The sequence below is a fragment of the Azoarcus taiwanensis genome, assembly GCF_012910885.1.
Classification (GTDB): domain Bacteria; phylum Pseudomonadota; class Gammaproteobacteria; order Burkholderiales; family Rhodocyclaceae; genus Azoarcus_F; species Azoarcus_F taiwanensis.
The window spans coordinates 1-24,570 of sequence record NZ_WTVM01000058.1; the positions used below are offsets into that span (position 1 = coordinate 1).

Genomic DNA, 24,570 nt, shown 5'->3' on the forward strand with positions numbered 1-24,570 from the left:
GGATGTGGTTGACCACTTTGGCAAAACCGCGGATCTCGTCGGGCACGTTGGCGCGCTGCAAGACGAACTCGAAGGCCTTGCCTGCTGGCAATGGCGACGAAGCCGGCATTGCAAAGCCGGACAACGACAAATCGGACAGCGGGTGGCGCTGACCATCGATGATCACCCAGAAACACTGCTCGCCACGACGAGTCGCGACAAAACGTTGTGTCTTGCGGCGCTCGGCCGCCTCAGTGGCGCTGTTATCGGCCATCCTATCCTCCCCTTTTATGGTTTCGGTCGTCACCGCGACCGTGTTCAACCTTCGTTTCGAATCCGTTCGAGCAGTTGGTCTACCACTTCAAGCGTACCCTGGTGGCTGCCCGTCATCGAGGCCGATGTGATGAACCGCCCACCCACCGCGACCGTCGGCACGCCCTGGATACGATAGGTGCGAGCAATCTGATCCGCGCGCTGAATCGTGGCCTGAAGGGCAAACGACTTGTAGGTATCCATGAAAGCCGCGTGATCGAAGTCGAAGCGGGTAATCCAGTTTCGCACCCCCTCTTCGGTGTGGATCGCACGACGCTCGTCCTGCACCGCGGCGAAGATCGCCTCTTCGATGAGGCCCAGCGTTTCCGTGCGTTCGCCCGTGTAATAGAGACGCGCGAGGCCGCGCAACTGATCGTTACCCCAGATCGCCGGCACCTTGCGGAAGGCGACGTCCTCGGGAAGGCGGGTGAGCCAGTCCTTGACCAGCGGATGAAAGTTGCGGCAGTGCGGGCAGCCGTAGTGGAAGAACTCGATGACCTCGATCTTGCCTTCGACCTCGCTCGGCACTCGGTTGGCCAGGGTCTCGAAAGGCGCGCGCTGCTGTGCAAGGGCCAGCGGAGCTGCACCGGCAGCGGACAGCAATCCGAGGCGCTTCAGAACTTCACGACGATTCATTGATATCTCCGGTGTGGATTTGGCTTGTCAACGCGCATTGTGACGGTTGGTGAAACGCTTCGGTTCCGATTCGATACACGATGATGCAAACGCCTGTCCAGTCGGGCTGGGACGGAAGGCGGCGCAGATCAGTTTCAATTCGGCCAGCATCCTAGGGATTGACGCGGACAACCGAAGCCGTCAACCCGGCAGTGGCCAGCCTCGACCGCACGGGGTTCATCTCTTCAGGCTGATTGAAAGGGCCGATACGCACCCGATGAACGATTCGGCCATCCGCAAGCTGCGCCCGCTGAGCGCTGGCCTGGATACCGTTGAGCGCAAGCAATGCCTTCAGGTTGTCTGCTTCTGCCGGATCCTCGAAGGCCCCGACCTGCAGATACAGGCGCTCGGCACGTGCCGGCTCGGGTTGCGGCGCGACCGGCACCGTTTCAGCACCACCGGTGCCCTGGGGCAGGATGCGATAGAACTCGAAGTCCTGCTGCACAACCGGTCGGTCGCCCGGCTTGCCTGGCAACGCGAGTGGCGCCTGCTGGCCGGTGGGCAAGGTCGGCGTGGCCGGCGGCGCCTGGAATGGCGATGACTGGGTCAGATACCACGCCGTACCGGCAGCCAGCATCGCACCAAGTACCAGACCGATGAAGATACCGACGATCACGCCGCCACCGCTGCGCTTTGGCTTGCGGGGCGTCGTCTTGCGACGCGGCTTTGGATCACGACTCACAGGCTTCTCCGTTGACTCATCGGGGTCACTGACAGCAACGCTCACATGGCCTCGGGCGCTGACACGCCGAGCATCGCGAGCCCTGATGCCAGCACCCGGCGAACAGCACACGCCAGCGCAAGGCGGGCCTGGCGCAGGCTCTCATCGTCCACCAGCATGCGCTCAGCGTTGTACCAGCCATGAAACTCCCCAGCGAGATCCTTGAGGTAGAAGGCAATCTGATGGGGTGCAAAATCGGCGGCAGCGTGCTGCACCGTCTCGGCAAAGGCACCCAGCATGGCGCACAGGGCGAGCTCACGGTCACTCTGAAGAAGACTGGTGTCCGCCCCGAGAAGTTCTACCTCGTCGCCACCCCACTGTTGCATCACCGAGCAAACCCGGGCGTGGGCATACTGCACGTAGAAGACCGGATTCTCGTTGGTCCGGCTCTTGGCCAGATCCAGGTCGAAATCCAGATGCTGGTCACTCTTGCGCAGCACGTAGAAGAAACGACAGGCATCGTTGCCGACTTCCGTGCGCAGGTCGCGCAGGGTCACGAAATCGCCGGCGCGGGTGGACATCGACGCCTTCTGACCGTTGCGATAGAGCACCGCGAACTGGACCAGCGCGACCTCAAAGCGGTCGGCCGGCAGGTCCAGCGCCTCGATCGCGCCCCGCACTCGGGGAATGTAGCCGTGGTGATCCGCACCCCAGACGTCGATGATGCGGTCGAAACCACGTTCGTACTTGTTCAGGTGATAGGCAATATCGGACGCAAAATACGTGTAGATGCCGTTTTCGCGCTGGACCACGCGATCCTTCTCATCACCGAAGCCGGTCGAGCGGAACCACTTGGCGCCATCCTGCGTATAGACATGCCCGCGCTTCTCGAGCTCGGCGACGGCACGCTCGACCAGACCGGTGTCGAAGAGGCTCTTCTCGGAAAACCACTTGTCGAACACCACGCCGAACGCCTCGAGATCCTCGCGGCAGTCACCGAGCTGTTCGGTGAGCGCAAAGCCGTGCACCCAGGCGTAGTCCCCGGCAAGCAGCCGCTTGGCGTTGCCGATGAGCGCATCCAGATGCGCCTCGCGCTGCGCCTTGGCCTCGTCGTCCTTGCGGTCGGCGACCGGCAACCCCGGCGTATCCTCGAGCACCTGCGCCGCGGTAACGCCGGCAAATCGATCCTGGTGGGCATCGCGCATCTCGCGCGCCATGTCGATGACGTAATCGCCCTGATAGCCGTTGGGCGGGAAAGGCACCTCAATGCCAAAAAAGGCGAGGTAGCGCAGCCAGGTGGACAACGCGAGGATGTCCATCTGACGGCCTGCATCGTTGATGTAGTACTCGCGTGACACCGTGTAGCCCGCGTAGTCGAGCAGCGAGGCGAGCGAGGCACCGTAGGCCGCCCCGCGACCGTGGCCAACGTGAAGCGGGCCGGTCGGATTGGCCGACACGAACTCGACCTGCACCTTCACGTCTTTGGCTTCGCCGCGCCCGAAACCGTTCTCGGCTTCGAGCACTCGACGCACGACATCGGTCTTGGCGCCGGCAACCAGGGTGAAGTTGATGAAGCCCGCGCCGGCAACATCGGCGCGAGAGACCATCGGCGACGACGGCAATTCCTTGAGCAGCAGCGCCGCCAGCTCGCGCGGGTTGCGACGCAGCGGCTTGGCAAGCTGCAGCGCCAGATTGGTGGCGAAGTCGCCGTGATCCGCCTGTTTTGGGCGTTCCAGATGAATCGGAGTGTCGGCCTGTTCGGGGGCGACGCTGTTCAGCGCAGCCCGCAGGAGTTCGGCCAGATGGTTCTTGGGATCGGCGCTCATGGCACTCGGCAATCGGAAAAGTGCCGAATTATAACGGATGCAACGGCATCGACCGGGTAAGCAAACGTCACGGTGCGCAAAATTCGGCATACTTGCCACACGGCTTCGCCGCTCACGCGGCTCCTACAGGTGGCGAAGGTGTGTGTGATGGGTGTCGCGCGGCATAAGGCGCGAACCAGTATGGCGACAGGCTCCGTCGCGCTTCCTCGTCCGTCGCTTTCGGGCTAAGCTCGCTCTTTTTTGTCCCGACCCCTCACCGTGCGCCTGTTCCGCCTCGCCAAGATCGTTACCGTAGGCCTGCGTTTCGGACTCGACCGCATCGTGCTCGAGGCCGACACCAGTGGCCGACTTGCCAAAGTCTGGCAGGTTTTCTTCTTCTGGCGGCGGTTCGACGAAAGTCGCGGGGTACGCCTGCGGCGAGCGCTAGAATCGCTCGGGCCGATCTTCGTCAAGTTCGGCCAGATGCTGTCCACCCGGCGCGACCTGCTCCCCCCCGATCTGGCCGACGAGCTCGCGCTGCTGCAGGACCGGGTCCCGCCGTTTCCGGTCGAGCGGGCACTCGGCGTGATCGAGGACTTCTATCAGAAGCCCATTGACGAAGTCTTCCGCAACTTCAATCGTACGCCGGTGGCCTCTGCGTCGGTGGCTCAGGTGCATTTTGCCGAACTGCCTGACGGCACCGAAGTCGCAGTCAAGATCTTGCGACCCGGCATCGAACGCGTTATCGCCCACGACATCGCGCTGCTCGAGACCGCGGCAATCATGCTCGAGAAGCTGTGGGTCGAGGGTCGCCGGCTGAAGCCGCGCGAGGTGGTCGCCGAGTTCTCCAAGTACCTCAACGACGAACTCGACCTGATGCGCGAAGCCTCCAGTTGTTCGCAGCTGCGGCGCAACTTCACCGACTCCGCGTTGCTCGTGGTACCCGAGGTTTACTGGGACTGGTGCGGCAAGTCGGTAATGGTCATGGAGCGCATGCACGGCGTGCCGATCTCGCAGACCGAGGCGCTGCGGGCACAGGGCACCGATCTGTCGGCACTGTCGCGCGCTGGCGTGGAGATCTTCTTCACCCAGGTCTTCCGTGACGGTTTCTTCCATGCCGACATGCATCCGGGCAACATCTTCGTGCACGCCGATGGCCGCTACATCGCGCTCGACTTCGGCATCATGGGCACTCTGAACGAGGAGGACAAGAACTACCTCGCGCAGAACTTCCTCGCCTTCTTCAAGCGCGACTACCGGCGGGTCGCACTGGCCCATATCGAGGCCGGCTGGGTGCCTGCCAAGACCCGGGTCGACGAGTTCGAGGCCGCGATCCGCACCGTGTGCGAACCGATTTTCGACAAGCCGCTGAAGGACATCTCCTTCGGCAAGACTCTGCTGCGCCTGTTCCAGACCGCGCGCCGCTTCGAAATGGAAGTGCAGCCCCAACTTGTGCTGCTGCAGAAGACGCTGCTCAACATCGAGGGGCTCGGCCGCCAGCTCGACCCCGATCTCGATCTCTGGAAAACCGCGAAACCTTTCCTCGAACGCTGGATGGACGAGCAAATGGGCTGGCGCGCCCTGCTCGCCGGCATCAAGGACGAAGCCCCCAATTGGGCCGCCACCCTGCCGCAACTGCCCCGACTCGCACACAAGGCGCTCACCGAACCCGAACGCCGTGACCGCATCCACCGAGAGGAAATCGCCCGCCTCGAAGCCACCCAACGCCGGCAGAACCGTCTGCTCGGCCTCATCGGCGTGCTGCTGGTCGCAATGGTAGGCATGGAGTTGTACCGCCTGCTCGGCTGATTGCCGACCGCCCTGCGATAGCGGGACACCTTTGGCGCGGCCACCTCTTTCGGAGCCACATAAGTATGCAGTGTCGGATTTTTTTACAGTCGAATTGACTGTCTGACCAGAAACTTACGTGACAAAAGTCACACCAACGACGCGGTCAGGCGCCAAGCGTGATTTCCTCCCGCCCGGAACGCATTGTTTCTTACGCGGGGCGCTTGCGACCAACATCCTTTTCTGGCAGGGCTGCGTTGCGCGCAAGCATCAGCTGTTGCGAAAGTGTCGGTAAATTTTACATTTGACTTCAGCGCCGTAGGTTTACCTAAAGAACGCGGCGGCAAGTGCCTGCAACATAGACGCAATCCGCTTTTGGCACGAAATATGCTGAGCATGGGGAGAATCTTTCCGCCTGGCCGACAGCGTCTTCTTGGTTTGGGGCAGGCGCGAGAAAATGTGGAGAAAAACAAGATGAAAACAGCAAGCAAAATTTTGTCTGGTGCAGTTTTGGCCGGATTCATCAGTGTCGCGAACGCCTTCCCTATCACTGACATCTACACGCCCGCGAGTGGGTCTGCATCTCTCGGCACCCACACCTATCAGCACAGTCTCGGCACCGCCTTCGAGCCGCTGATTCACGAGATCATGAGCGCCACACTCACTCTCACGCTGACCGGGCCGGAAGGCGCAATTCTTATGGTTGAAGTCGATGGTGTCACCGCATCCGAATTTAACGGGAAAATTAACGAGATACCCTCTGCAGGCATCGATCTAGGTTCGCTGTCTCTGTCCTTCCTCCAATCCGGAGGTCTACTTGAATTCACGTTGACTCGGAGCGGCGCGGGACAATCTCAGGTGGCACTGACTCAGTCGATGCTGACCGTGCAAGGCCAGACTCGACAGGAGGTCAGCCCTGTTCCCGAGCCCGCCACCCTGGCCCTCATTGGTATGGGCCTCTTCGGCCTCGGCGCCATGCGTCGCCGCATGCTTTGAACCACGCCTAAACGGTCTTGGCAACGGCGACCCTCGGGTCGCCGTTTTCTTTTGCCGCCACGCCATAGCCCCAGGGCATCCCCCGGCCTTGACAAGTGTCAACGCGGACCTGGGCAATCGAGGGTATCGTCCCCGGGTTTTCCGCTATCCGAGGCATCATGCAAAGCATCGAACTCGTCTGCCCCGCGGGCAGCCTGCCGGCGCTGAAGACCGCAGTCGACAATGGCGCGGACTGCGTCTACGTCGGCTTCAAGGACGCGACCAACGCACGTAATTTCACCGGGCTCAACTTCGACCCCAAGGCAATGCGCGAGGGCGTCAACTACGCCCATGCCCGCAAGCGCAAGGTTTTGCTCGCGCTCAACACCTATCCCCAAGCCCACAACTGGGCGGACTGGACTGCCGCCATCGATCGCGCAGCCGATTTCGGCATCGACGCGGTGATCCTCGCTGATCCGGGTCTGATGGCCTATGCGGCCAAGACCCACCCCCAGCTAAGGCTGCATCTCTCGGTGCAGGGCTCGGCAACCAGCTACGAGGCAATCAACTTCTACCACGAGCGCTTCGGCATCCAACGGGCGGTGCTGCCGCGGGTGCTGTCGCTGCCGCAAGTCGAGCAGGTTATCGCCAACACGCCGGTGGAGATCGAGGTTTTCGGCTTCGGCGGTCTGTGCGTCATGGTGGAGGGCCGCTGCGCGCTGTCGGCCTATGCCACTGGCGAGTCGCCGAACTGCAATGGTGCCTGCTCCCCGGGCAAGCATGTGCGCTGGGAGCAGACACCCAAGGGGATGGAGACCCGCCTGAACGGCATTCTCATCGATCGCTTCGACGACTCCGAGCGCGCTGGCTACCCGACGCTGTGCAAGGGCCGTTTCGAGGTCAATGACGAGACTTACTACGCCATCGAGGAACCCACCAGCCTGAACACACTGGAGCTGCTGCCGGATCTCGCCCGGGTCGGCGTCCGGGCGATCAAGATCGAGGGTCGGCAGCGCAGTCCGGCCTATGTCGCGCAGGTCACCCGTGTGTGGCGGGCAGCGATCGACAAGGTGCTCGCCGGCGCAGACCGTTTCACCATCCAGCCGGCCTGGATGGAGGAGCTGGCCAAGGTATCCGAAGGACGCAGCCACACCCTTGGCGCGTATTACAGGCCATGGAAATGAACACCACGCGCATCAGTGTCGGACCGTTGCTCTACTACTGGTCCCGCCAATCCACGCTCGACTTCTACGCCGGCGTCGCGGATTCGGCCGTCGACGACGTCTATCTCGGCGAGACCGTCTGCTCGCGCCGCCACGAACTGCGGCTGGACGACTGGCTCGAGGTCGCGGCCATGCTGCGCGATGCCGGCAAGACCGCGATCATGTCCTCCCAGGCGTTGATCGAGTCCGAGTCCGACCTCAAGGCCTTGCGCCGTATGGTCGCGCAAGCGGACTTCCGGGTCGAGGCCAACGACATGTCGGCGGTGCGCCTGCTCGCAGAAGCGGGCCGCAAGGACTGGATCGCCGGACCGACGCTCAACATCTTCAACCCGGACACCATGCAGTTGATGATGGAGGCCGGCGCGACGCGCTGGGTGGTCGCACCCGAGATGTCGGGCGAGGCCATGGCCGCGCTGCTCTCGGAGATGCAAACCCGGCCAGAGACCGAAGTGCTCGCCTGGGGTCGTCTGCCGCTGGCGCACTCGGCACGCTGCTTCACCGCCCGCCACTTCAACCTGCAGAAGGACACCTGCGAGTTTCGTTGCCTCGGCATGTCCGACGGCATCGTGCTGCGCACCCGCGAAGGCGAGCCTTTTCTGACCCTCAACGGCGTGCAGACCCAGTCAGCCCGCGTGCACAACCTGCTCGCCGACCTGCCGGAGGTCGCGCGTCAGGCCGACGTCCTGCGCATCAGCCCGCAGGGCTCGCATACCTTGGACGTGATCGCGCTGTTCCGCGAAGCACTCGACGGTCAGACCAGCGCCTTGGCGGCTTTCGAGCGCAGCGCCGAATGGATGGTCGACCGCGCCTGCAACGGCTTCTGGCACGGCAAACCCGGGCTCGAGCTTCAATTACCCGCCGGAGCGAAGTCATGAACCTCCCCACCCTGCCGGCCTTCACCCTGCCCGCACCGCTCGCCCGAATCGCCTCGCGCCTGCCGCAAAAACCCCCTGCCTGGATACTGACGCTCGCGCTCAACGTCGGGTTGGACCGCATCGTACCGCGCGACAGCATGGAGGCGCTCACCGGTCGCCACCTTCGTCTTCGCGTTCTTGACGCCGGCCTGTCGCTCGACTTCACCTACGGCGCCAGTGGATTCACCCCCCGCACCGCTACCGGCCAACCTGACCTGACCCTCAGCGCCAATTTGCGCGACTACATCGCGCTCGCGCTTCGCGAAGAGGACGCCGACACCCTGTTCTTCGGTCGCCGCCTGCGCATGGAAGGCGACACCGACCTTGGCCTGCTGGTCAAGAACACGCTGGACGCGGTCGACTGGGAAACCATTCAACGCGATCTGATGCCTGCGACCCTGATCGAACGATTCCGTGCCAAACTGAGCCATCCTCGCAGACAGGTCGCCTGAACCGGTCGCGAGACTCCGGAGGCGGGCATGGGCAAGCGAATCCTTATTATCCAGGGTCACCCCGACCCGGTCGAACCGCACCTCTGTCATGCGCTGGCCGAGCACTACCGGGCCGGCGCCGAAGCTGCTGGACACGAGGTTCGCACGACCGACGTCGCACACCTGGATTTCCCACTGCTGCGCAGCCAGAAGGAATGGGAACGCTCGCCGTTGCCCGACGGACTCGAGCAGGCACAGAAGGACATCGCATGGGCCGAGCATCTGGTGCTGGTCTTTCCGCTGTGGATGGGCGACATGCCGGCTCTACTCAAGGGTTTTCTCGAGCAGGTTGCACGACCAGGATTTGCTTTTCACCGGGAAGGCGACAGCGTGCTCGCCCACAAGGGACTGACCGGGCGCTCGGCCCGGGTCATCGTCACCATGGGCATGCCGGCGCTGATCTACCGCTATTACTTTCGGGCGCACAGCGTGCGCTCGCTTGAGCGCAACATCCTGGGTTTCGTCGGCATTGCCCCGGTGCGCGAGACCTTGATCGGCCAGGTCGACAACCTGGATGAAACCGGCCGCGAGCGCTGGTTCTCGCGGCTGCAGGCGCTGGGTCGGAAGGCGCACTGACCGCTGCGCATGCACGCGTCAGTCAACCCTTCGCGCCTCGCCGTCTATCTGGCACTCAGCTACGCGCTGCTCATCCTCTACGCCACACTGCACCCGCTCTCCGGCTGGCAGCATTCCGGGCTGCCGGTTTTCGACTATCTCATCGCCCCGTTTCCACGCTATTTCCGGCTCGAGGATCTGGTGGTCAATGTCCTCGGGTACATTCCGCTCGGCTTCATCGTCGTCGCGGCGCTGCCTTTTCGGCGAGGTACGGCGATCCTGATCGCGACCCTGCTCGCCGGCCTGCTGAGCCTGTCGGTCGAAACCCTGCAGAACTTCCTGCCGACACGGGTTTCGTCCAACGTCGACCTCGCCTGCAATCTGGCAGGCGGCTTTATCGGCGCAGCCTTCGGGGCACTTTTTGCCCACCGACTGTTCGACCGCAACGGCTGGCTACAGCGCTGGCGCAACCGCCGGATCATTCCCGGGCGCAGCGGTGACGCCGGGTTGATCCTGCTCTGCCTCTGGCTGCTGACCCAGCTCATGCCGGAGAGTATCGTGTTCGCCAGCGGCGACATTCGCAGCCTTCTGGACCTTGGAACACCACTGTCGTTCGAGCCCGAGCGCTTCATCCTGTTCGAAACCCTGCTGGTGGCGACAAACATCGTCGCCATCGGACTGATCGCCAGATGCATGATGACCTCCGCAAATCCGCTGCCAATTCTGGTATTGCTGGTGCTTGCGCTAGCGGCCAAGTCGCTGGCGACCTGGAGCTTCTTCGTCCCGGGCGCCCCGACTGGCTGGCTGACCCCGGGGGCGCGCGACGGCATGCTGTTCGGACTTCCCGCGCTCGCGGCCATGCTGCTTCTGCCGCGGCTCGCGCAACACGCCCTTGCTGGCATGGCGCTGCTCGCCGCCACCACGCTCGCCAACCTGATCCCGGACAATCCCTTCCTGCTGGTCGACCAGCGCCTGCTCACCTACGGCAATTTCCTGAACTTCCACGGTCTCACGCACATCGTTGCAAGCACCTGGCCGCTTATTGCGCTAGGCTATTTGTCCGCCCTCGGGCTGTGGCGTGGAGAACACCTTCACAACACCTGAGAGTCGAGCAACGACAACGAGGCCTGACGAGGCCAATAGACATACCCCGGAGAGACCCATGAGCTATTTTCAACACCATGTCTTCTTTTGCTGCAATCAGCGCAACCCAGGCGACACCTGCTGCAACGACCACAAGGCGGCCGAGATGCAGGCCTACGCCAAGGATCGTATCCGCGCACTGGGCCTCAAGGGCAGAGGCAAGATCCGCATCAACAAGGCCGGATGCCTCGACCGATGCGACGAGGGGCCGGTGCTCGTCGTCTATCCGGATGCTGTGTGGTACACGTATATCGACAAGGAAGATATCGACGAGATCATCGAGTCGCACCTGGTCAAGGGGCAAATCGTGGAACGATTGAAACTGGAGGGATGATGAGCCGAGCGCCCGCAACTGAAAAAGCCCTGCTGCGCGGTGCCGAAGGCGCCATCGAGGCGCTGATCGACACCCCCACGGAGGTACGCGGCGTCGCACTGATCTGCCACCCCCACCCACTCTACGGTGGTGCCAACACCAACAAGGTGGCACACACCCTGGCGAGAGTTTTCCGGGATCTCGGCTACGCGTCGATCCGCCCGAATTTCCGTGGCGTCGGCGAGAGCGAAGGCGAGCATGATCACGGCGAAGGCGAAACAGAGGACATGCTTGCGGTGATCGCCTGGGCGCAATCGCGCTGGGGGTTCCTGCCGCTGGCCCTGGGTGGATTTTCCTTCGGCGGCTTCGTCCAGACGCGGGTCGCCACACGGCTGGCGGGCGGCATGACCCCACCTCGCCGGATGGCACTGGTCGGGATGGCGGCTGGCGCAGCCGCCGACGGGGCTCGTCACTACGACACGCCACCGCTGCCGGAAGGTGTGCCGACACTGATCATTCACGGCGAAAACGACGAAACCGTCTCACTGGCGAACGTCCTCGACTGGGCGCGCCCGCAAGAACAGCCGGTCATCGTCGTACCTGGCGCGGATCACTTCTTTCACGGCAAACTGCACGTGATCCGCAATATCATCAGCAACGCATGGGCGCCTCTTTAGGAGTAAACCATGAAACTGTTCGCCTCGCCGACCAGCCCCTACGCACGCAAGATTCGCATCGTACTGTTCGAGAAGCAGCTCCCCTTCGAGCTCGTGGAAGACTCTCCCTGGGAGTCGGCAACCCGGGTGCCGGAGATCAATCCACTGGGCAAAGTGCCGGTACTGGTGCTCGACGACGGCGAAGTCTTCTTCGACTCTCCGGTCATTGCCGGCTACCTGGAAACCCTGAACGCCGAGCCGCGACTGCTGCCCACGGACGCGCTGGCGCGAGTGAGGGTTCGCCAGACCGAAGCTCTGGCCGACGGCATCACCGACGCGGCGGTCACTGCGCTACTGGAATCGAGACGTCCAGATGGTGAGCGCAGCGACCGTGAAATCGCGCGCCAGACAGCCAAGATCGAGCGTGGCCTCGACGTGCTCGAACGTCGAGCCACTGGCCGGGAATGGCTGCATGGGGATGGCTTGAGCCTGGCGGACATTGCCGCCGGCACGGCTCTCGCCTATCTCGACCTGCGTTTTCCCCAGCTCTCGTGGCGCGACGCGCACCCCGCGCTCAAGACACTGGAAGCGCGGATGTCGGCCCGTCCGAGCTTCATCGAGACCGTCCCGCCGGTCGGCTGATCAGCCGCCGCGGAAAGACGGCTTGCGCTTGTCCAGAAATGCGGTGACACCTTCGACGAAATCACCGGTGCCACCGCAGCGCCCGAAGGCATCGGCCTCGTTCTGCAGCTGAGCCTCGAGCGTAACGTTCGGGCCGCCGGCGACGAGGCGCTTGATCTCCGCGTAGGCATGTCGCGGGCCAGTGCTCAGCCTGGCCACAAGTGCCGAAGTCTCCGTCTCGAGCGCATCGGCCGTAACAACTTTGTTGACGATACCGAGGCGCAAGGCCTCGGCAGCATCGAAACGTTCGGCCAGCATCAGCAATTCGAGCGCCTTGCGGGCCCCGACGATGCGTGGCAGGAACCAGGACATGCCGCCGTCGGCCGGCAACGCGATCGCGCTGTACGCAGTGGTGAACTTTGCATTGTCAGCGCACACTGCCAGATCGCTGCCCAGGACCAATGACAGGCCGAAACCGGCACAGGCGCCACGCACCTGCGTGACCACCGGCTGTCGCAAACCCTGCAGCACCTCGACTATGGGGTTGATCAATTGTTCGATGATCGCGCGGAAGCTGACCTGACGAGCGGCCGAATCCTGGTCGAAGTAGCGCGAGAAATCCTTCAGGTCGCCACCGGCCATGAAGTGATCACCGGCACCACAGATCACGACCACATCGAAATCATCACGGTTGCGCAGCCCGCGCACCACCGCGAGCATGTCTTCCATCATCTCAACCGACAGCGCATTCATCTGCGCCGGGCGATTCAGGGTGATCGTAGCGACCGAATCCTGAACCTCGAGCAACACCGTATCCGCCATGTCACCTCCTGCCATGCTTTGCTGCGCGCAGCGACTTTCGATGATCACTGCAACGCTCTGTCTGCGTCTCAGCGAATGAACCTTCCATCCCGGCTGATCATCGTCAGGTCCACGAAATCGGAACCATTGTGGTTGCCATCCGTAAAGGTCACGACAAAACCGCCAAAGTCGTGCCCACGGATCGTCTCCATCGCACGAACAAAGCCCTCACGGGTGAGATCCTCGCCGCTGCGCCTCAGACCTTCCACGGTGACCATCGCGGCGAGAAAGCCCTCCATGCTGGTGAAGGACAGGTTAGTCGTGCCCTGCCTCTCCATCGCCTCGCGATATGTGCGCACCAGGGGACTCACTCCGGAAAAAGGAAAGGGCACGACCTGGGAAACGATCACGCCTCGTCCGACATCCCCCAGGGCTTCGGCCAACGGCCGGCTGCCGACGAAGGAGACGTTGAAGAACTGGGGCGGTACACGCAGATCCTGCATTGCCTTTATCAAGGCAGCGCAGGACGCATAGGCACTGATCTGAATGATTGCCACCGGCTCGGCGGCAGTCAGGATCCTGGTGGCTTCGGCGACATCCGTACTGTTGCGTTCGACCGTCGCGACGGCATGGATCTCCAGGCCGTGGCGCTCCATTGCCCTTCTCACACCTTCAAGGCCGGCCCGCCCATACGAATCGTTCTGGTGGAAAACCGCGATGCGTGTGGTACCCGCTGCGACCAGATGATCGACGATCCTGCCGGTTTCCTGATAGTAGCTGGCCCGAACGTTGAAGATGTAACGATTGAAGGGATCGCGCAACAGCTCGGCGCCCGTAAACGCCCCTACGAACGGGACGCGTGCCTCGGTAAAGATTGGCAGGGACGCTTCACTCGTCGGCGTACCGACGTAACCAAGCAAGGCAAAAACCTGCTCATCCTCGATCAGCGTCCTCGTGTTCTGTGCAGCGCGGTCCGGCTCGTAGCCGTCATCAAGCGAGACAAGCTCGAGCCTTCGGCCGTTGACACCACCCGCAGCATTCACGGTGGCGAAATAGGCCTCGATGCCCTGACGCATCTCGGTGCCAAGCTCAGCCGCCGCGCCGGACAAAGCCGCTGACTGCCCAATCCGGATGCTCGAAGCGGTAACACCAGGCGTCTGCGCAATCGCGGCAACCCCGAAGACCAGTCCGACCAACGCGACAACCGCGCGCAACAGCTCACGCCTTCCCACCATAATCGTGCCTCCTCCATGACTTACCGTGATTGTAGGGCAAACCGCTCATCATCGGCGTCAGCGACGGATCTGGTACATCGTATCGACAGAAATATCGCATACGACACCTCCATAATCCTGAGGCTGTTCAGACTATTCACTAGCCCGCATTTCATACGCCGCCGCGGCTTGCGGCCTCAAACAAACCTGCCCTGGCAGCCAGCAAGGCTGCCAGGGCAGGTCAGAGGGCTCCAGCCGATGGCCCTCGGGCTATTGCGTTGGCCCATTGATGGCAGAGCCAACCGGGCCGGGATGATCAAACCTTCTCGAACAACCCTGCCGCCCCCATGCCGGTACCGATACACATGCTGACCATGCCGTAACGCAAGTCGGCCTCGCGCTGCATCGCATTCATCAGGGTGGCGACTCTGATCGCACCAGTTGCGCCCAGCGGATGACCCAGCGCGATTGCACCGCCGAGCGGATTGACCTTGGTCGGGTCGAGCTCGAGTTGGCGCATCACTGCAAGCGCCTGTGCTGCGAAGGCTTCGTTCAGCTCGATCCAGTCGACGTCGGCCTGTGCCACGCCCGCCGCCTTCAGCGCCCGCGGGATCGCCTCGACCGGGCCGATACCCATGATCTGCGGTGGCACGCCGGCCACCGAGTAACTGCGAAAGCGCGCGATCGGGGTCACTCCGTAGCGTTTGACCGCAGCCTCGCTCATCAGCAACACCGCACCGGCACCGTCGGACATCTGCGAGCTGTTGCCGGCGGTCACCGAGCCACGCGCGGCAAACACCGGGCGCAGCTTGCCCAGGGTTTCGATCGATGCGTCGGCGCGAGGGCCTTCATCGGTATCGCAGACGCGCTCGACCACGCGCACCGTGCCGCCTTCGCCCGGCATGTGGCCGCGCACCGTATAAGGCGTGATCTCGTCGCGGAAATGACCGGCGGCGATGGCCGCGCACGCGCGCTGATTGGACTGCAACGCGAAAGCGTCCTGATCCTCGCGGCTGACCTTCCATTGCTCGGCGACTTTTTCGGCGGTCAAGCCCATGCCGAAGGCGATCCCGTAGTTTTCGCGCTTTTCGAAGATCGCCGGGTTGAGGCTGACCTTGTTGCCCATGATCTGCGGCATGACCGTCATCGATTCGGTGCCGGCGGCGATCATCACATCCGCCTCGCCCAGCCGGATGCGCGCCGCGGCATCGGCCACCGCCTGCAGCCCGGATGAACAGAATCGGTTGATGGTGAGGCCTGGTACGGTGTCCGGCAGGCCCGCAAGCAGCACGCCGATGCGGGCGACGTTCATGCCCTGCTCGGCCTCCGGCATCGCGCAGCCGACGATCACGTCCGCGATCTCGTTAGGATCCAGCCCCGGCACCTTGCCGACCACCGCCGACAGCACGTGGGCGAGCATGTCGTCCGGGCGCACGTTCCGGAACATGCCGTTGCGTTTGGCCACCGGTGTGCGGGTTGCAGCGACGATGTAGGCGTCCTGTATTTGATTGCTCATGTTCGTATGCTCCGTTATCAGTTGCGCAGCGGCTTACCGGTTTCCAGCATGTGCACGATGCGTTGCTGTGTCTTCTCGGTCTTGAGCAGTTCGACGAAGAGCGCACGCTCGACGTCGAGAATCCACTGCTCCGAGACCTTCGCATTGGTATCGACCTCGCCGCCACACAAGGCAGTGGCAGCCGCACGCGCGACCTTGTAGTCATGCTCGGAGATGAAGCCACCCTCGGCCATGTTCATCAGCATCAGTTCGCAGGTAGCAATGCCGTTGCGTCCCGCGACCTTGACCGCCCGCTCGACCATCGGCGGGCGCCAGCCGGCCTCGGCCATCGCCCGGGCGCGGCGGATCGCCACATACAGCAACTCGTTCGGGTTGAACACGATGTCGTCCGAGGGCTTGGCGAAACCGAGCGACACCGCCTCGAGCGCACTCTTGGCGACGGTCGCCATGGCGATGGTCTGGAACATGTTCTGCACGTAGAGGAAGACGTCGCCGCCGGCCGCGCGCTGGGCGAGCCGGTGCGCCTGCAGCGCGAACTCTTTGCAGCCGGCACCGGCCGGAATCAGGCCGACGCCGGCCTCGACCAGACCGACGTAGGACTCCAGCGCCATGACACGATGGCCCGAATGCATCAGGAACTCGCACCCGCCACCCAACGCCATGCCCTGCACCGCCGCGACCACCGGCACCTGGGCGTGCTTGAGCGTCATCGAGGCACGCTGGAACTTGGCCACCACCTTCTCGAGCATGTCGAACTGGCCGGCCTTGCAGGCCTCGGCGACCTGCTGCAGGTTGGCACCGACCGCAAACGGCGCCTCGTGCCAGATCACCACACCGTCCAGATCGCGTTCCGCACGCGCCACCGCCTCAATGAGGCCGTCCATGACCTCGTCGCCGATTGCATGCATCTTGGACTTGAATGACACGATGCCGATACGGGCGTCCTGGTCGGGACGGCACCACAGCCGCACGCCATCGTTCTCCCAGATGGTTTCGCCACGATCCGGCGCGGCCTCGCCGAGCACCTGCTCCGGATAGAGCTGGCGCCCATAGACCGACAGCGTCGAACGCGGCTTCAACGCGGATTCGGTTGCGGAGAACGAACCCGCCGCCTCGTGCACACCGTCACGTTCGAACACCCAAGCGGGCAAGGGCGCGCTGCTGGTCGCACGACCCGCCTCGATGTCGGCGCGAATCGCCTCTGCGATGTCACGCCAGCCGGCGGCCTGCCAGGTCTCGAACGGACCCTGCGCCCAACCAAAGCCCCAGCGCATCGCCAGATCGACGTCGCGTGCGTTGTCGGCGATCTCGCCCAGATGCACCGCGCAGTAATGGAACACATCGCGGAAGATGGACCACAGGAACTGCGCCTGCGGATGCTCACTCGCACGCAACCGGGCGAACTTCTCGGCCGGATTGCGCAGTTTGAGGATCTCGGCGACTTCCGGGGCGATCTCACCGCCACTCGCACGATAGTCCGCACTGGCCAGATCGAGCACCATGATCTGCTTGCCCTGTTTGCGGTAGATACCGGCGCGGGTCTTCTGGCCCAGCGCACCCTTGGCGATCAAGGCCTTCAGCCACTCAGGCTGCTCGAACATCGCATGCCACGGATCATTCGGTAATGTGGCCTTCATCGTGCCCACGACATGGGCGAGGGTGTCCAGCCCGACGACATCCGCGGTGCGGTAGGTGGCGCTCTTAGGGCGACCGATTTTCGGGCCGGTGAGCGCATCGACCTCGTCGAAGCCGAGGCCGAGCCGCGCGGTGTGATGCATGACCGCGAGGATGGAATACACGCCGACGCGATTGGCGACGAAGTTCGGGGTGTCCTTGGCGCGGACGATGCTCTTGCCGAGCCGGCCGGTGAGCCAGGTCTCGAGCGAATCCAGCATCGCCGGGTCGGTATCGACAGTGGGAATCAGCTCGACCAGCGGCATGTAGCGCGGCGGATTGAAGAAGTGGATGCCGCAGAAGCGCCCGCGCACCGCAGCCGGCATGCCCTCGGACAGCTTGCCGATCGACAGCCCCGAGGTGTTGGACGCGAAGATCGCGTCTTCGCGCAGGTAGGGGGCGACCTTGGCGTAGAGATCGAGCTTCCACTCCATCTTTTCGGCAATTGCCTCGATGATCAGGTCGGCCTCGCGCAGCTTCTCGAGATCGGTCGCATAATTCGCGGCCTCGATGAAGCCCAGCCTGTCCTTGGCTCCGAGCGGCGCCGGGTCCAGCTTCTTCAGCGCCGCGATGGCCTTGTCGGCGATCGCGTTCGGCTTGCCGCCGTCGGTGGGCAGATCGAACAACACCACCGGCACGTCGGCATTGACACAGTGCGCCGCAATCTGCGCACCCATGACGCCGGCACCGAGCACGGCGACCTTGCGGATGACGAGTCTATTCACTTGCTCCTCCTTTGATACGTTCTGCTATTCATGCAGAACGGGAATTCGTTGGCCCGGTACTTCGCCTGGATAAGGGCGAAAAGATGGGCCGCAGTTTCCTCCCCTTCAAGGGGGAGGCCAGGAGGGGGATGGCCCCCCTCAGCACATCAACCCTGCGGCAGTGGTCGCTTGCGGCCGCGATCGTCGAGCGCGACATAGGTCAGCGTCGCCTCGGTGACTTTGACCACCACCGGGTTCTCCGGATCACGCTCGGCGTACACCTCGACGTCGACCGTTACCGAGGTGCGGCCGACGGATTTCACCTCCGCATAAAAGCTCACCAGGTCGCCGACCGACACCGGCTGCTTGAACAGAAAGGAGTTGACCGCGATGGTGGCGACTCGCGACTTGGCCCGACGGCGGGCCGGAATCGCGCCGGCGATGTCGACGTTGGCCATGATCCAGCCGCCGAAAACGTCGCCGGCCGGGTTCAGATCGGCCGGCATGGTCATGATGCGCAAGGCCGGCTGACGGCCCTCCGGCAGACTCGTAACGTGATCCGATTCGTTCGCATGCGTCATCGGGGTTCTCTCCTTCATGCGGTTTGCAGCGCTGTTTCCGGCGCCTCGGCCTGACTCGGCTCGGGCGGCGCCACGCCCTTCGACGCCTGGAAGTGTGTCGGCCCACCGGTCCAGGGCGAGAAGCCCGTGCCGAAGATCACCCCGGCATCGGCAAGATCCGCGTCGGCCACCACGCCCTGCTCGACACAGCGGCGTACCGCCGCGAGCAGGGGCGCGAGCACTCGTTCGGCCAGTTGCGGCGACGCGGCGCTGGCATTCTCGGCGGTCTTCACGGCTTTGCCATTTTCCCAACGGTAATAACCCTCGCCGCTCTTGCGGCCAAGCTTGCCGGCCTGCACCAGCGACATCAGCTTTGCCGGCGGCTCGGCTGCGGCGTCACCGGTGAGCGCCTTGCCGGCCGCCACAGCGATATCCAGCCCGACGGTATCGACCAGCTCCACCGGCCCCATCGGCATGCCGAAATCAACCAGCGCACGATCCACCGCCTCGGGCGCAATGCCTTCTTCCACGCAGCGCAGCGCCTCGAGCATGTAGGGCCCGAGCGCGGCGTTGACCAGGAACCCTGGCGCGGACTTCACCGGCAGCGGCAGTTTCTCGATCGCACGCACAAACTCGGCGGCACGACCCAAAGCCTGGGCGTCGGTGCCTTCGGCATCGACCACTTCCACCAGCGGCAGCATGGTCACCGGATTGAAGAAATGGATGCCGACCAGTCGCTGCGGCTGCTCGAGCGCGGTCGCGATATCCTCGATGCGCAGGCTGGAGGTGTTGGTGGCGATCACCGCATCCGGCTTGGCCTCGCTTTCGATACGCGCGAACAAGGTACGCTTGGCGTCCAGGTTCTCGAAGATCGCCTCGATGATCACGTCGGCGCGGCGGATGCCATAGCCTTCCGGGTCCGGCACCATGCGGTCGAGCGCGAAGCGCACCTGACGCTTGTCGCCCTTGTACTTGCGCTCGAAGAATTTTGCAGCGCGCTTGATCGCCGGGGCGATCCGGTCGACCGACTGATCCTGCAACGTCACCGTCATGCCACGTTGGGCGCACACCGCGGCGATATCGCCGCCCATGACACCGGCACCGACAACATGTACATGACGCGGCTTGAACGGCTCGGCACCCTCGGCAGGCTTGCCGAAGCCCTTGAGGCGTTCCTGCAGAAAGAACACCCGCACCAGGTTCTTGGCGGTGGGCGACCGGAAAATCGCCTCCAGCGAGGCAGGTGAATCGGCAGGCACGGCAAGCGCGTTCCCACCATGTTTCGCCCAGGTTTCGATGATTGCGTAAGGCGCCGGATAGTGCTCGCGGCGCGCGCGCCCCTCGACCTGCTTGACCGCCTTGCCGGCAACGACGCTTCGCAGCGGCCCGTTCATCAGGCGCGCCATCAATGGCAGTGAGCGAGGCTTGCGCCCGGAGATCACGAGCATGTCGGCGGCGTTCTCCATGACGCGAGCCGGCACGCACTCGTCCGCCAGCCCGGTACGCTTTGCCTTCTTCGCGTCGGCCGGCTTGCCAGTGAGCATCATGTCGAGCGCAACCGCCGGACCGACGACCCGAGGCAGCCGCATCATGCCGCCCCAGGCGGGCATGATGCCGAGCATGACCTCCGGCAAGGCCAGCTTGGTCGACGGATCATCGACGACGATGCGGTAACGGCACGCCAGTGCGAGCTCCAGCCCACCGCCCATGCAATGGCCGCGAATCAGCGCCAGCGTCGGAAAGGGCAGGCGCGCGAGCCAGTTGAACAGCGACCAGCCGCGCTCGACGAGCGCACGTGCGGCTTCGGGGGAGTCGATGCGGGTGAACTCCTCGATGTCGGCACCAGCGATGAAGCCTGCCGACTTGGCCGAGGTAATCACCAATCCCGCAGGTTGGTCGCGTTCGAGTTCCGCAAACACATTCGCCAGCTCATCGAGCATGTCAGCCGAGAGTGTATTGGTCGAGGCGTCCGCCTTGTCGAGTTGCAGCCAGACCACGCCGGACGGCTTGCGAATCAGGTTCAGGTGCTTGTAGTTCATGTTCATTACACGGTCTCCAGCAGCATCGCTCCACCCTGCCCGCCGCCAATACAGATCGACGCCAGACCGCGCCTGGCGCCTTCGCGCCGCAGCACGTGGGCGAGATGGAGCACGATGCGCGCACCGCTCGCGCCGACCGGGTGGCCGAGCGCCACTGCACCGCCGTCGACGTTCAGGCGGCTCTCATCGAGCTTGCCGAGCGGCGCCGGCAGGCCGAGCTGCCGGGTGCTGTAGGTTTCGTCGTCCCAGGCGCGCAGGCAGGCGATGACCTGGGCGGCGAAAGCTTCATTGATCTCCCAGTAGTCGACGTCCGCAAGCGTGAGCGCCTGACGCTGCAGGATCGGGCTCGCTGCGTGCACCGGACCGAGGCCCATCTGCGCCGGGTCGAGACCGGCCCATTCGCTGTCGACGATGCGAGCCATCGGCTCGAGGCCATGACGCTCGACCGCCTCAGCCGAGGCCAGAACCAGCCAGGCGGCGCCATCGGTGATCTGCGAGCTGTTGCCCGGCGTCACGCGACCGTACTTCCTGTCGAAGAAGGGCTTGAGTTTGGCGAGGTTCTCCATCGACGAATCCCGGCGCACGCCGTCGTCGGTGGCGTAGACGCTGCCGTCACGATCGACCAGCGGCACGACCTCGCCGTCGAAGCGCCCCCCGTCCTGCGCAGCGCAGACGCGTTGATGGCTGCGCACCGAGAAGGCATCCATGTCATCGCGGCTGATGCCGAAGTGATGCGCCAGGTTCTCCGCGGTCTGCCCCATCAGCTGGCCGACGATCGGATCGGTCAGGCCCTTCATGATGCCGATCACCGGCGCCAGGTAGCCAGGCTTGAAGCGACGCAATGCCGCCACCTTCTGGCCCATGCTCTTCGCCGCATACCAACCGGAAAGCCAACGCACCATCGCGTCCGACAGCAGTAGCGGCGCGCGCGACAAGGCGTCGACCCCGCCGGCCAGCACCAGATCCGATCGACCGGCGCGGATGTTAACCAGGGCAGAATCCAGCGCCTGCAATCCGCTGGCGCAGTTGCGCATCACGGTCCAGCCGGGCACCTTCTGCCCGCAGCCCATGCGCAGCGCCACAACGCGGCCGATGTTCACCTCGTCCGGCGACGGGCTTGCGCAACCCAGGATGACCTCGTCGAGTTGATCCGGGGCGAAAGGCTGGCGCAGCAGCAATGCGGTGCCAGCAGCAGTCGCAAGATCCGACGCGGCGAACGGCCCCGGTGCATTCTTCGCCTTGAGAAACGGCGTGCGGGCGCCGTCGATGATGAAGACTTCGCGTGTCATGCGCTCTGGGCTCCTCGCCTGGCTCACGCCGCAGCGCGCAATTCCTGCGCGCCGTGGGCAGTGTCGTCGATCTCGGCCAAAGCCTCACGCAGACCGAAGTCGTACGCGAAGTCATCGACACGGATGACCATGTCGCGCAGGCGGTTGCGCTCCTCGACGATCCGGTATTCGTCATCGGTGATCACGCCGGCTTCGCGCGCTTCGCGCCAGACCCAGTCGACATCGCCACCCACGTTCAGCCCAGGACGGAAGCGTCCGCTCTTTTGCGCCTCGCGCAGCTTGGCCTCGACAGGCTCGGCGGCGACCGTCGCCGCGAGCGCAGCCTCGAGCGCGGCCACCGGCTCCTCGATATCTGTGGGCAGGTAGGTATCGGCAGTGAGGCGGTCGCGGGTCGCGGACGGCTCGATAAGCAGGCTGGCGACCTCGTGGCCGAGTTTGTCGGACGGTACGACATACGGACGACCAAGCGGGAACACCACCAGACGACGCAGCAGGAACTGGAAGAACCGGTTCGGGAAGTTCGCTATCGCCCCCTCGAAAGCATTCTGGATGCGGAACATGCAGTCCCAGATCGCCCAGTGCATCAGCGGCGCATCTGCGGCTTGCCGCCCTTCGGCCTCATATCGCTTGAGCGTTGTGGTTGCCAGATACATCAGCGAGAGAATGTCACCGAGGCGTGCGGAGAGCTTTTCCTTGCGCTTGAGCGCACCACCCATGGTGCCCATGGAGATGTCGGCAAGGAAGGCGAAGGCCGCCGAAAAACGGGTCAGCTGCTGGTAGTAGCGCGCGGTTTCCGGCGCGACGTTGTCCGGCACCTTGACGAAGTGCGAGCCGGTGATACCCATCACCACCGCCCGCGCGGCATTGTTCACCGTATAGCCGACATGGCTCCACAACGCGTTGTCGAACGCGTCGAGATCGTTCTTCTGTGCCGAATGCATCTCATCGAGCACATACGGATGGCAGCGAATCGCACCCTGTCCGAACAGAATCAGACTGCGGGTCAGGATGTTCGCGCCCTCGACCGTGATTCCGACGGGGATCTGCTGATAGGCGCGACCTAGGAAGTTTTGCGGTCCGAGGCAGATGCCCTTGCCGCCGATCACGTCCATGCCGTCATTGACGGTCTGACGCGCACGCTCGGTGACGTGATATTTCACGACGGCGGACACCACCGACGGCTTCTCGCCGAGGTCGATCGCACCGGCGGTGACGATACGCGCGGAGTCAGACAGATAGGTGTTCGCGCCGATACGGGTGAGCGCCTCCTCGACCCCCTCGAAGCGGCCGATCGCAGTCTTGAACTGGTAGCGCACCCGGGCATAGGCGCCGACTGCACGTGCGGTGAGCTTCTGCATGCCGGTGTTGGAGCCGGGCAGCGAAATCGAGCGCCCGGCAGCCAGACACTCCATGAGCATGCGCCAGCCCTGGCCGGCCATCGTCGGCCCGCCGATGATGAAGTCGAGCGGCATGAATACGTCCTTGCCGCGGATCGGGCCGTTCATCCACACCGCGTTGAGCGGCAGATGACGGCGACCGATGTTCACGCCCGGTGTTTCGCGCGGCACCAGCGCGCAGGTGATGCCGAGATCCTCGACGTCGCCCAGCAGATGCTCGGGATCATATAGCCGGAAAGCCAGACCGAACACGGTGCACACCGGTGCGAGCGTGATGTAGCGCTTGTCGAAGCTCACCCGCATGCCGAGCACTTCTTCACCTTCCCACATGCCCTTGCACACCACGCCGGCATCCGGGATCGACGCTGCGTCGGAGCCGGCCCACGGGCTGGTCAAGGCAAAGGCGGGGATGGCTTCGCCCGTAGCGAGCTTGGGCAGATAGTGCTGCTTCTGCTCAGGCGTGCCATAGTGCAGCAGCAACTCTGCAGGACCGAGCGAGTTCGGCACCATCACGGTCACCGCCGGCGCAGACGAGCGGGTCGACAGCTTGGTGACCACTTGCGAGTGCGCGAAAGCCGAGAAGCCTTTGCCCCCGAAATCTTTCGGGATGATCATGCCGAGGAAACCCTTGTCCTTGATGTATTGCCAGACTTCCGGCGACAGATCCTGGCGCTGGGTCGAGTCCCAGTCGCTGCACAGGCGGCACAGTTCCTCGGTTTCGTTCTCGAGAAAGGCCTGCTCCTCCTCGTTCAGCTTGGGCCACGGGTAGGACTGCAGGCGCTGCCAGTCGGGCTTGCCCCGGAAGAGCTCGCCTTCCCACCACACCGTGCCGGCCTCGAGTGCGTCGCGCTCGGTCTGCGACATCGCCGGCAGGGCCTTGCGGAAGGCGGAGAAGATCGGTGCGCTAATGAGCGACTTACGCTTGCCGCTCATGAACACGGCAAAGATGCTGGCCCAGAGCGCGAGCACGACAACGGTCAGCGCCACCGGCCAACCGGTGGTCACGGCCATCAACAGCAGCCAAAGGCCGCCAGCCCCTGCCCAGGCAAAAAGAGGCGCTCGCCCGTAGGCGAGCGCGACCACCAAGGGAGGGAGGGAAACCAGCAGTAACCAGAACATCACTATCTCCTGAAATTGGCGCGATTCTCACGCCGCGCTACTAATTGGAAGTTGAAACCTGGGCCGACGCGCCGCGTCCGCCTGAATGGATGCGAAGCGCCCTATATGGGTCAGGCGGCTTCATCATTTCGCCTCCTGCTTTCGCC

General features: G+C 63.8%; 21 protein-coding genes and 1 pseudogene. 10 read left to right on the forward strand and 12 right to left on the reverse strand.

The window, feature by feature from the left end; all coding sequences use genetic code 11:
- The 4 genes and pseudogenes from GPA21_RS10870 to argS form a co-directional block, all read right to left on the reverse strand.
- Positions 1-253: pseudogene (locus GPA21_RS10870) on the reverse strand (PilZ domain-containing protein); the annotation flags it as partial.
- Between the two features lie 44 nt (positions 254-297).
- On the reverse strand, positions 298-927 hold the full coding sequence (locus GPA21_RS10875) for a thiol:disulfide interchange protein DsbA/DsbL (RefSeq protein WP_168988197.1): 630 nt from the start codon (positions 925-927) through the stop codon (positions 298-300).
- A gap of 151 nt (positions 928-1,078) precedes the next feature.
- Complete coding sequence (locus tag GPA21_RS10880) at positions 1,079-1,648, reverse strand: SPOR domain-containing protein (RefSeq protein ID WP_168988198.1); 570 nt, start codon at positions 1,646-1,648, stop codon at positions 1,079-1,081.
- Positions 1,649-1,689: 41 nt separating this feature from the next.
- The gene (gene argS, locus GPA21_RS10885) at positions 1,690-3,453 is read right to left on the reverse strand and encodes an arginine--tRNA ligase (protein WP_168988199.1); all 1,764 of its coding nucleotides are present in this window, start codon (positions 3,451-3,453) and stop codon (positions 1,690-1,692) included.
- A gap of 258 nt (positions 3,454-3,711) precedes the next feature.
- Here argS and ubiB point away from each other — a divergent pair, with 258 nt between their 5' ends.
- The 10 genes from ubiB (at position 3,712) to GPA21_RS10935 (ending at position 12,132) form a co-directional block, all read left to right on the forward strand.
- Complete coding sequence (gene ubiB / locus GPA21_RS10890) at positions 3,712-5,241, forward strand: ubiquinone biosynthesis regulatory protein kinase UbiB (RefSeq protein WP_168988215.1); 1,530 nt, start codon at positions 3,712-3,714, stop codon at positions 5,239-5,241.
- Between the two features lie 264 nt (positions 5,242-5,505).
- Positions 5,506-6,216 (forward strand): PEP-CTERM sorting domain-containing protein, encoded by a 711-nt coding sequence (locus GPA21_RS21265; RefSeq protein WP_339379883.1) that lies wholly within the window; start codon positions 5,506-5,508, stop codon positions 6,214-6,216.
- A gap of 158 nt (positions 6,217-6,374) precedes the next feature.
- Entirely contained in the window at positions 6,375-7,379 is a 1,005-nt protein-coding gene (ubiU, locus tag GPA21_RS10900; RefSeq protein ID WP_168988200.1) for a ubiquinone anaerobic biosynthesis protein UbiU, read from the forward strand.
- A complete protein-coding gene (locus GPA21_RS10905) occupies positions 7,376-8,293 on the forward strand; it encodes a U32 family peptidase (protein ID WP_168988201.1) in 918 nt (305 codons plus the stop codon). Before ubiU ends, GPA21_RS10905 begins: the two co-directional genes overlap by 4 nt.
- Positions 8,290-8,784 (forward strand): ubiquinone anaerobic biosynthesis accessory factor UbiT, encoded by a 495-nt coding sequence (ubiT, locus tag GPA21_RS10910; protein ID WP_168988202.1) that lies wholly within the window; start codon positions 8,290-8,292, stop codon positions 8,782-8,784. Before GPA21_RS10905 ends, ubiT begins: the two co-directional genes overlap by 4 nt.
- A 27-nt stretch (positions 8,785-8,811) precedes the next feature.
- Positions 8,812-9,399: an NAD(P)H-dependent oxidoreductase gene (locus GPA21_RS10915; protein ID WP_168988203.1), complete on the forward strand. Its 588-nt coding sequence runs from the start codon at positions 8,812-8,814 to the stop codon at positions 9,397-9,399.
- Between the two features lie 9 nt (positions 9,400-9,408).
- The gene (locus tag GPA21_RS10920; protein ID WP_168988204.1) at positions 9,409-10,482 is read left to right on the forward strand and encodes a VanZ family protein; all 1,074 of its coding nucleotides are present in this window, start codon (positions 9,409-9,411) and stop codon (positions 10,480-10,482) included.
- A gap of 58 nt (positions 10,483-10,540) precedes the next feature.
- Positions 10,541-10,855, forward strand: a complete 315-nt coding sequence (locus GPA21_RS10925) for a (2Fe-2S) ferredoxin domain-containing protein (RefSeq protein ID WP_168988205.1) — start codon at positions 10,541-10,543, stop codon at positions 10,853-10,855.
- Positions 10,855-11,511 carry an alpha/beta hydrolase gene (locus GPA21_RS10930; RefSeq protein ID WP_168988206.1) on the forward strand — a complete coding sequence of 219 codons (657 nt, stop codon included), beginning with the start codon at positions 10,855-10,857 and terminating at the stop codon, positions 11,509-11,511. The genes GPA21_RS10925 and GPA21_RS10930 overlap by 1 nt, the downstream gene beginning before the upstream one ends.
- A 9-nt stretch (positions 11,512-11,520) precedes the next feature.
- Positions 11,521-12,132 (forward strand): glutathione S-transferase, encoded by a 612-nt coding sequence (locus GPA21_RS10935; protein ID WP_168988207.1) that lies wholly within the window; start codon positions 11,521-11,523, stop codon positions 12,130-12,132.
- Here the strand turns inward: GPA21_RS10935 and GPA21_RS10940 are convergent, their stop codons facing one another.
- From GPA21_RS10940 to GPA21_RS10975, 8 genes are all read right to left on the reverse strand, one after another.
- The gene (locus tag GPA21_RS10940) at positions 12,133-12,948 is read right to left on the reverse strand and encodes an enoyl-CoA hydratase/isomerase family protein (RefSeq protein WP_339379884.1); all 816 of its coding nucleotides are present in this window, start codon (positions 12,946-12,948) and stop codon (positions 12,133-12,135) included.
- Between the two features lie 53 nt (positions 12,949-13,001).
- Positions 13,002-14,147 (reverse strand): ABC transporter substrate-binding protein, encoded by a 1,146-nt coding sequence (locus GPA21_RS10945; RefSeq protein ID WP_168988208.1) that lies wholly within the window; start codon positions 14,145-14,147, stop codon positions 13,002-13,004.
- 295 nt (positions 14,148-14,442) lie between these two features.
- Positions 14,443-15,642, reverse strand: a complete 1,200-nt coding sequence (locus GPA21_RS10950) for an acetyl-CoA C-acyltransferase (RefSeq protein WP_168988209.1) — start codon at positions 15,640-15,642, stop codon at positions 14,443-14,445.
- Between the two features lie 17 nt (positions 15,643-15,659).
- Positions 15,660-18,041 carry a 3-hydroxyacyl-CoA dehydrogenase NAD-binding domain-containing protein gene (locus GPA21_RS10955; protein WP_168988210.1) on the reverse strand — a complete coding sequence of 794 codons (2,382 nt, stop codon included), beginning with the start codon at positions 18,039-18,041 and terminating at the stop codon, positions 15,660-15,662.
- Positions 18,042-18,187: 146 nt separating this feature from the next.
- A complete protein-coding gene (locus tag GPA21_RS10960) occupies positions 18,188-18,601 on the reverse strand; it encodes an acyl-CoA thioesterase (RefSeq protein WP_168988211.1) in 414 nt (137 codons plus the stop codon).
- A gap of 14 nt (positions 18,602-18,615) precedes the next feature.
- On the reverse strand, positions 18,616-20,625 hold the full coding sequence (locus tag GPA21_RS10965) for a 3-hydroxyacyl-CoA dehydrogenase NAD-binding domain-containing protein (protein ID WP_168988212.1): 2,010 nt from the start codon (positions 20,623-20,625) through the stop codon (positions 18,616-18,618).
- Positions 20,625-21,908, reverse strand: a complete 1,284-nt coding sequence (locus tag GPA21_RS10970) for an acetyl-CoA C-acetyltransferase (RefSeq protein ID WP_168988213.1) — start codon at positions 21,906-21,908, stop codon at positions 20,625-20,627. Before GPA21_RS10970 ends, GPA21_RS10965 begins: the two co-directional genes overlap by 1 nt.
- A gap of 23 nt (positions 21,909-21,931) precedes the next feature.
- Positions 21,932-24,424 carry an acyl-CoA dehydrogenase gene (locus GPA21_RS10975; RefSeq protein WP_168988214.1) on the reverse strand — a complete coding sequence of 831 codons (2,493 nt, stop codon included), beginning with the start codon at positions 24,422-24,424 and terminating at the stop codon, positions 21,932-21,934.
- Between the last annotated feature and the right edge of the window lie 146 nt (positions 24,425-24,570).

Coding starts and splice junctions, on each gene's coding strand:
- ubiU (WP_168988200.1), top strand. CDS start 6,375: ATGCAAAGCATCGAACTCGTCTGCCCCGCGGGCAGCCTGCCGGCGCTG.
- GPA21_RS10905 (WP_168988201.1), top strand. CDS start 7,376: ATGAACACCACGCGCATCAGTGTCGGACCGTTGCTCTACTACTGGTCC.
- argS (WP_168988199.1), bottom strand. CDS start 3,453: ATGAGCGCCGATCCCAAGAACCATCTGGCCGAACTCCTGCGGGCTGCG.
- GPA21_RS10970 (WP_168988213.1), bottom strand. CDS start 21,908: ATGACACGCGAAGTCTTCATCATCGACGGCGCCCGCACGCCGTTTCTC.
- GPA21_RS10920 (WP_168988204.1), top strand. CDS start 9,409: ATGCACGCGTCAGTCAACCCTTCGCGCCTCGCCGTCTATCTGGCACTC.
- GPA21_RS10960 (WP_168988211.1), bottom strand. CDS start 18,601: ATGACGCATGCGAACGAATCGGATCACGTTACGAGTCTGCCGGAGGGC.
- GPA21_RS10945 (WP_168988208.1), bottom strand. CDS start 14,147: ATGGTGGGAAGGCGTGAGCTGTTGCGCGCGGTTGTCGCGTTGGTCGGA.
- GPA21_RS10935 (WP_168988207.1), top strand. CDS start 11,521: ATGAAACTGTTCGCCTCGCCGACCAGCCCCTACGCACGCAAGATTCGC.
- GPA21_RS10975 (WP_168988214.1), bottom strand. CDS start 24,424: ATGTTCTGGTTACTGCTGGTTTCCCTCCCTCCCTTGGTGGTCGCGCTC.
- GPA21_RS10930 (WP_168988206.1), top strand. CDS start 10,855: ATGAGCCGAGCGCCCGCAACTGAAAAAGCCCTGCTGCGCGGTGCCGAA.
- GPA21_RS10915 (WP_168988203.1), top strand. CDS start 8,812: ATGGGCAAGCGAATCCTTATTATCCAGGGTCACCCCGACCCGGTCGAA.
- GPA21_RS10950 (WP_168988209.1), bottom strand. CDS start 15,642: ATGAGCAATCAAATACAGGACGCCTACATCGTCGCTGCAACCCGCACA.
- GPA21_RS10925 (WP_168988205.1), top strand. CDS start 10,541: ATGAGCTATTTTCAACACCATGTCTTCTTTTGCTGCAATCAGCGCAAC.
- GPA21_RS10940 (WP_339379884.1), bottom strand. CDS start 12,948: ATGGCAGGAGGTGACATGGCGGATACGGTGTTGCTCGAGGTTCAGGAT.
- GPA21_RS10875 (WP_168988197.1), bottom strand. CDS start 927: ATGAATCGTCGTGAAGTTCTGAAGCGCCTCGGATTGCTGTCCGCTGCC.
- ubiT (WP_168988202.1), top strand. CDS start 8,290: ATGAACCTCCCCACCCTGCCGGCCTTCACCCTGCCCGCACCGCTCGCC.
- GPA21_RS10965 (WP_168988212.1), bottom strand. CDS start 20,625: ATGAACATGAACTACAAGCACCTGAACCTGATTCGCAAGCCGTCCGGC.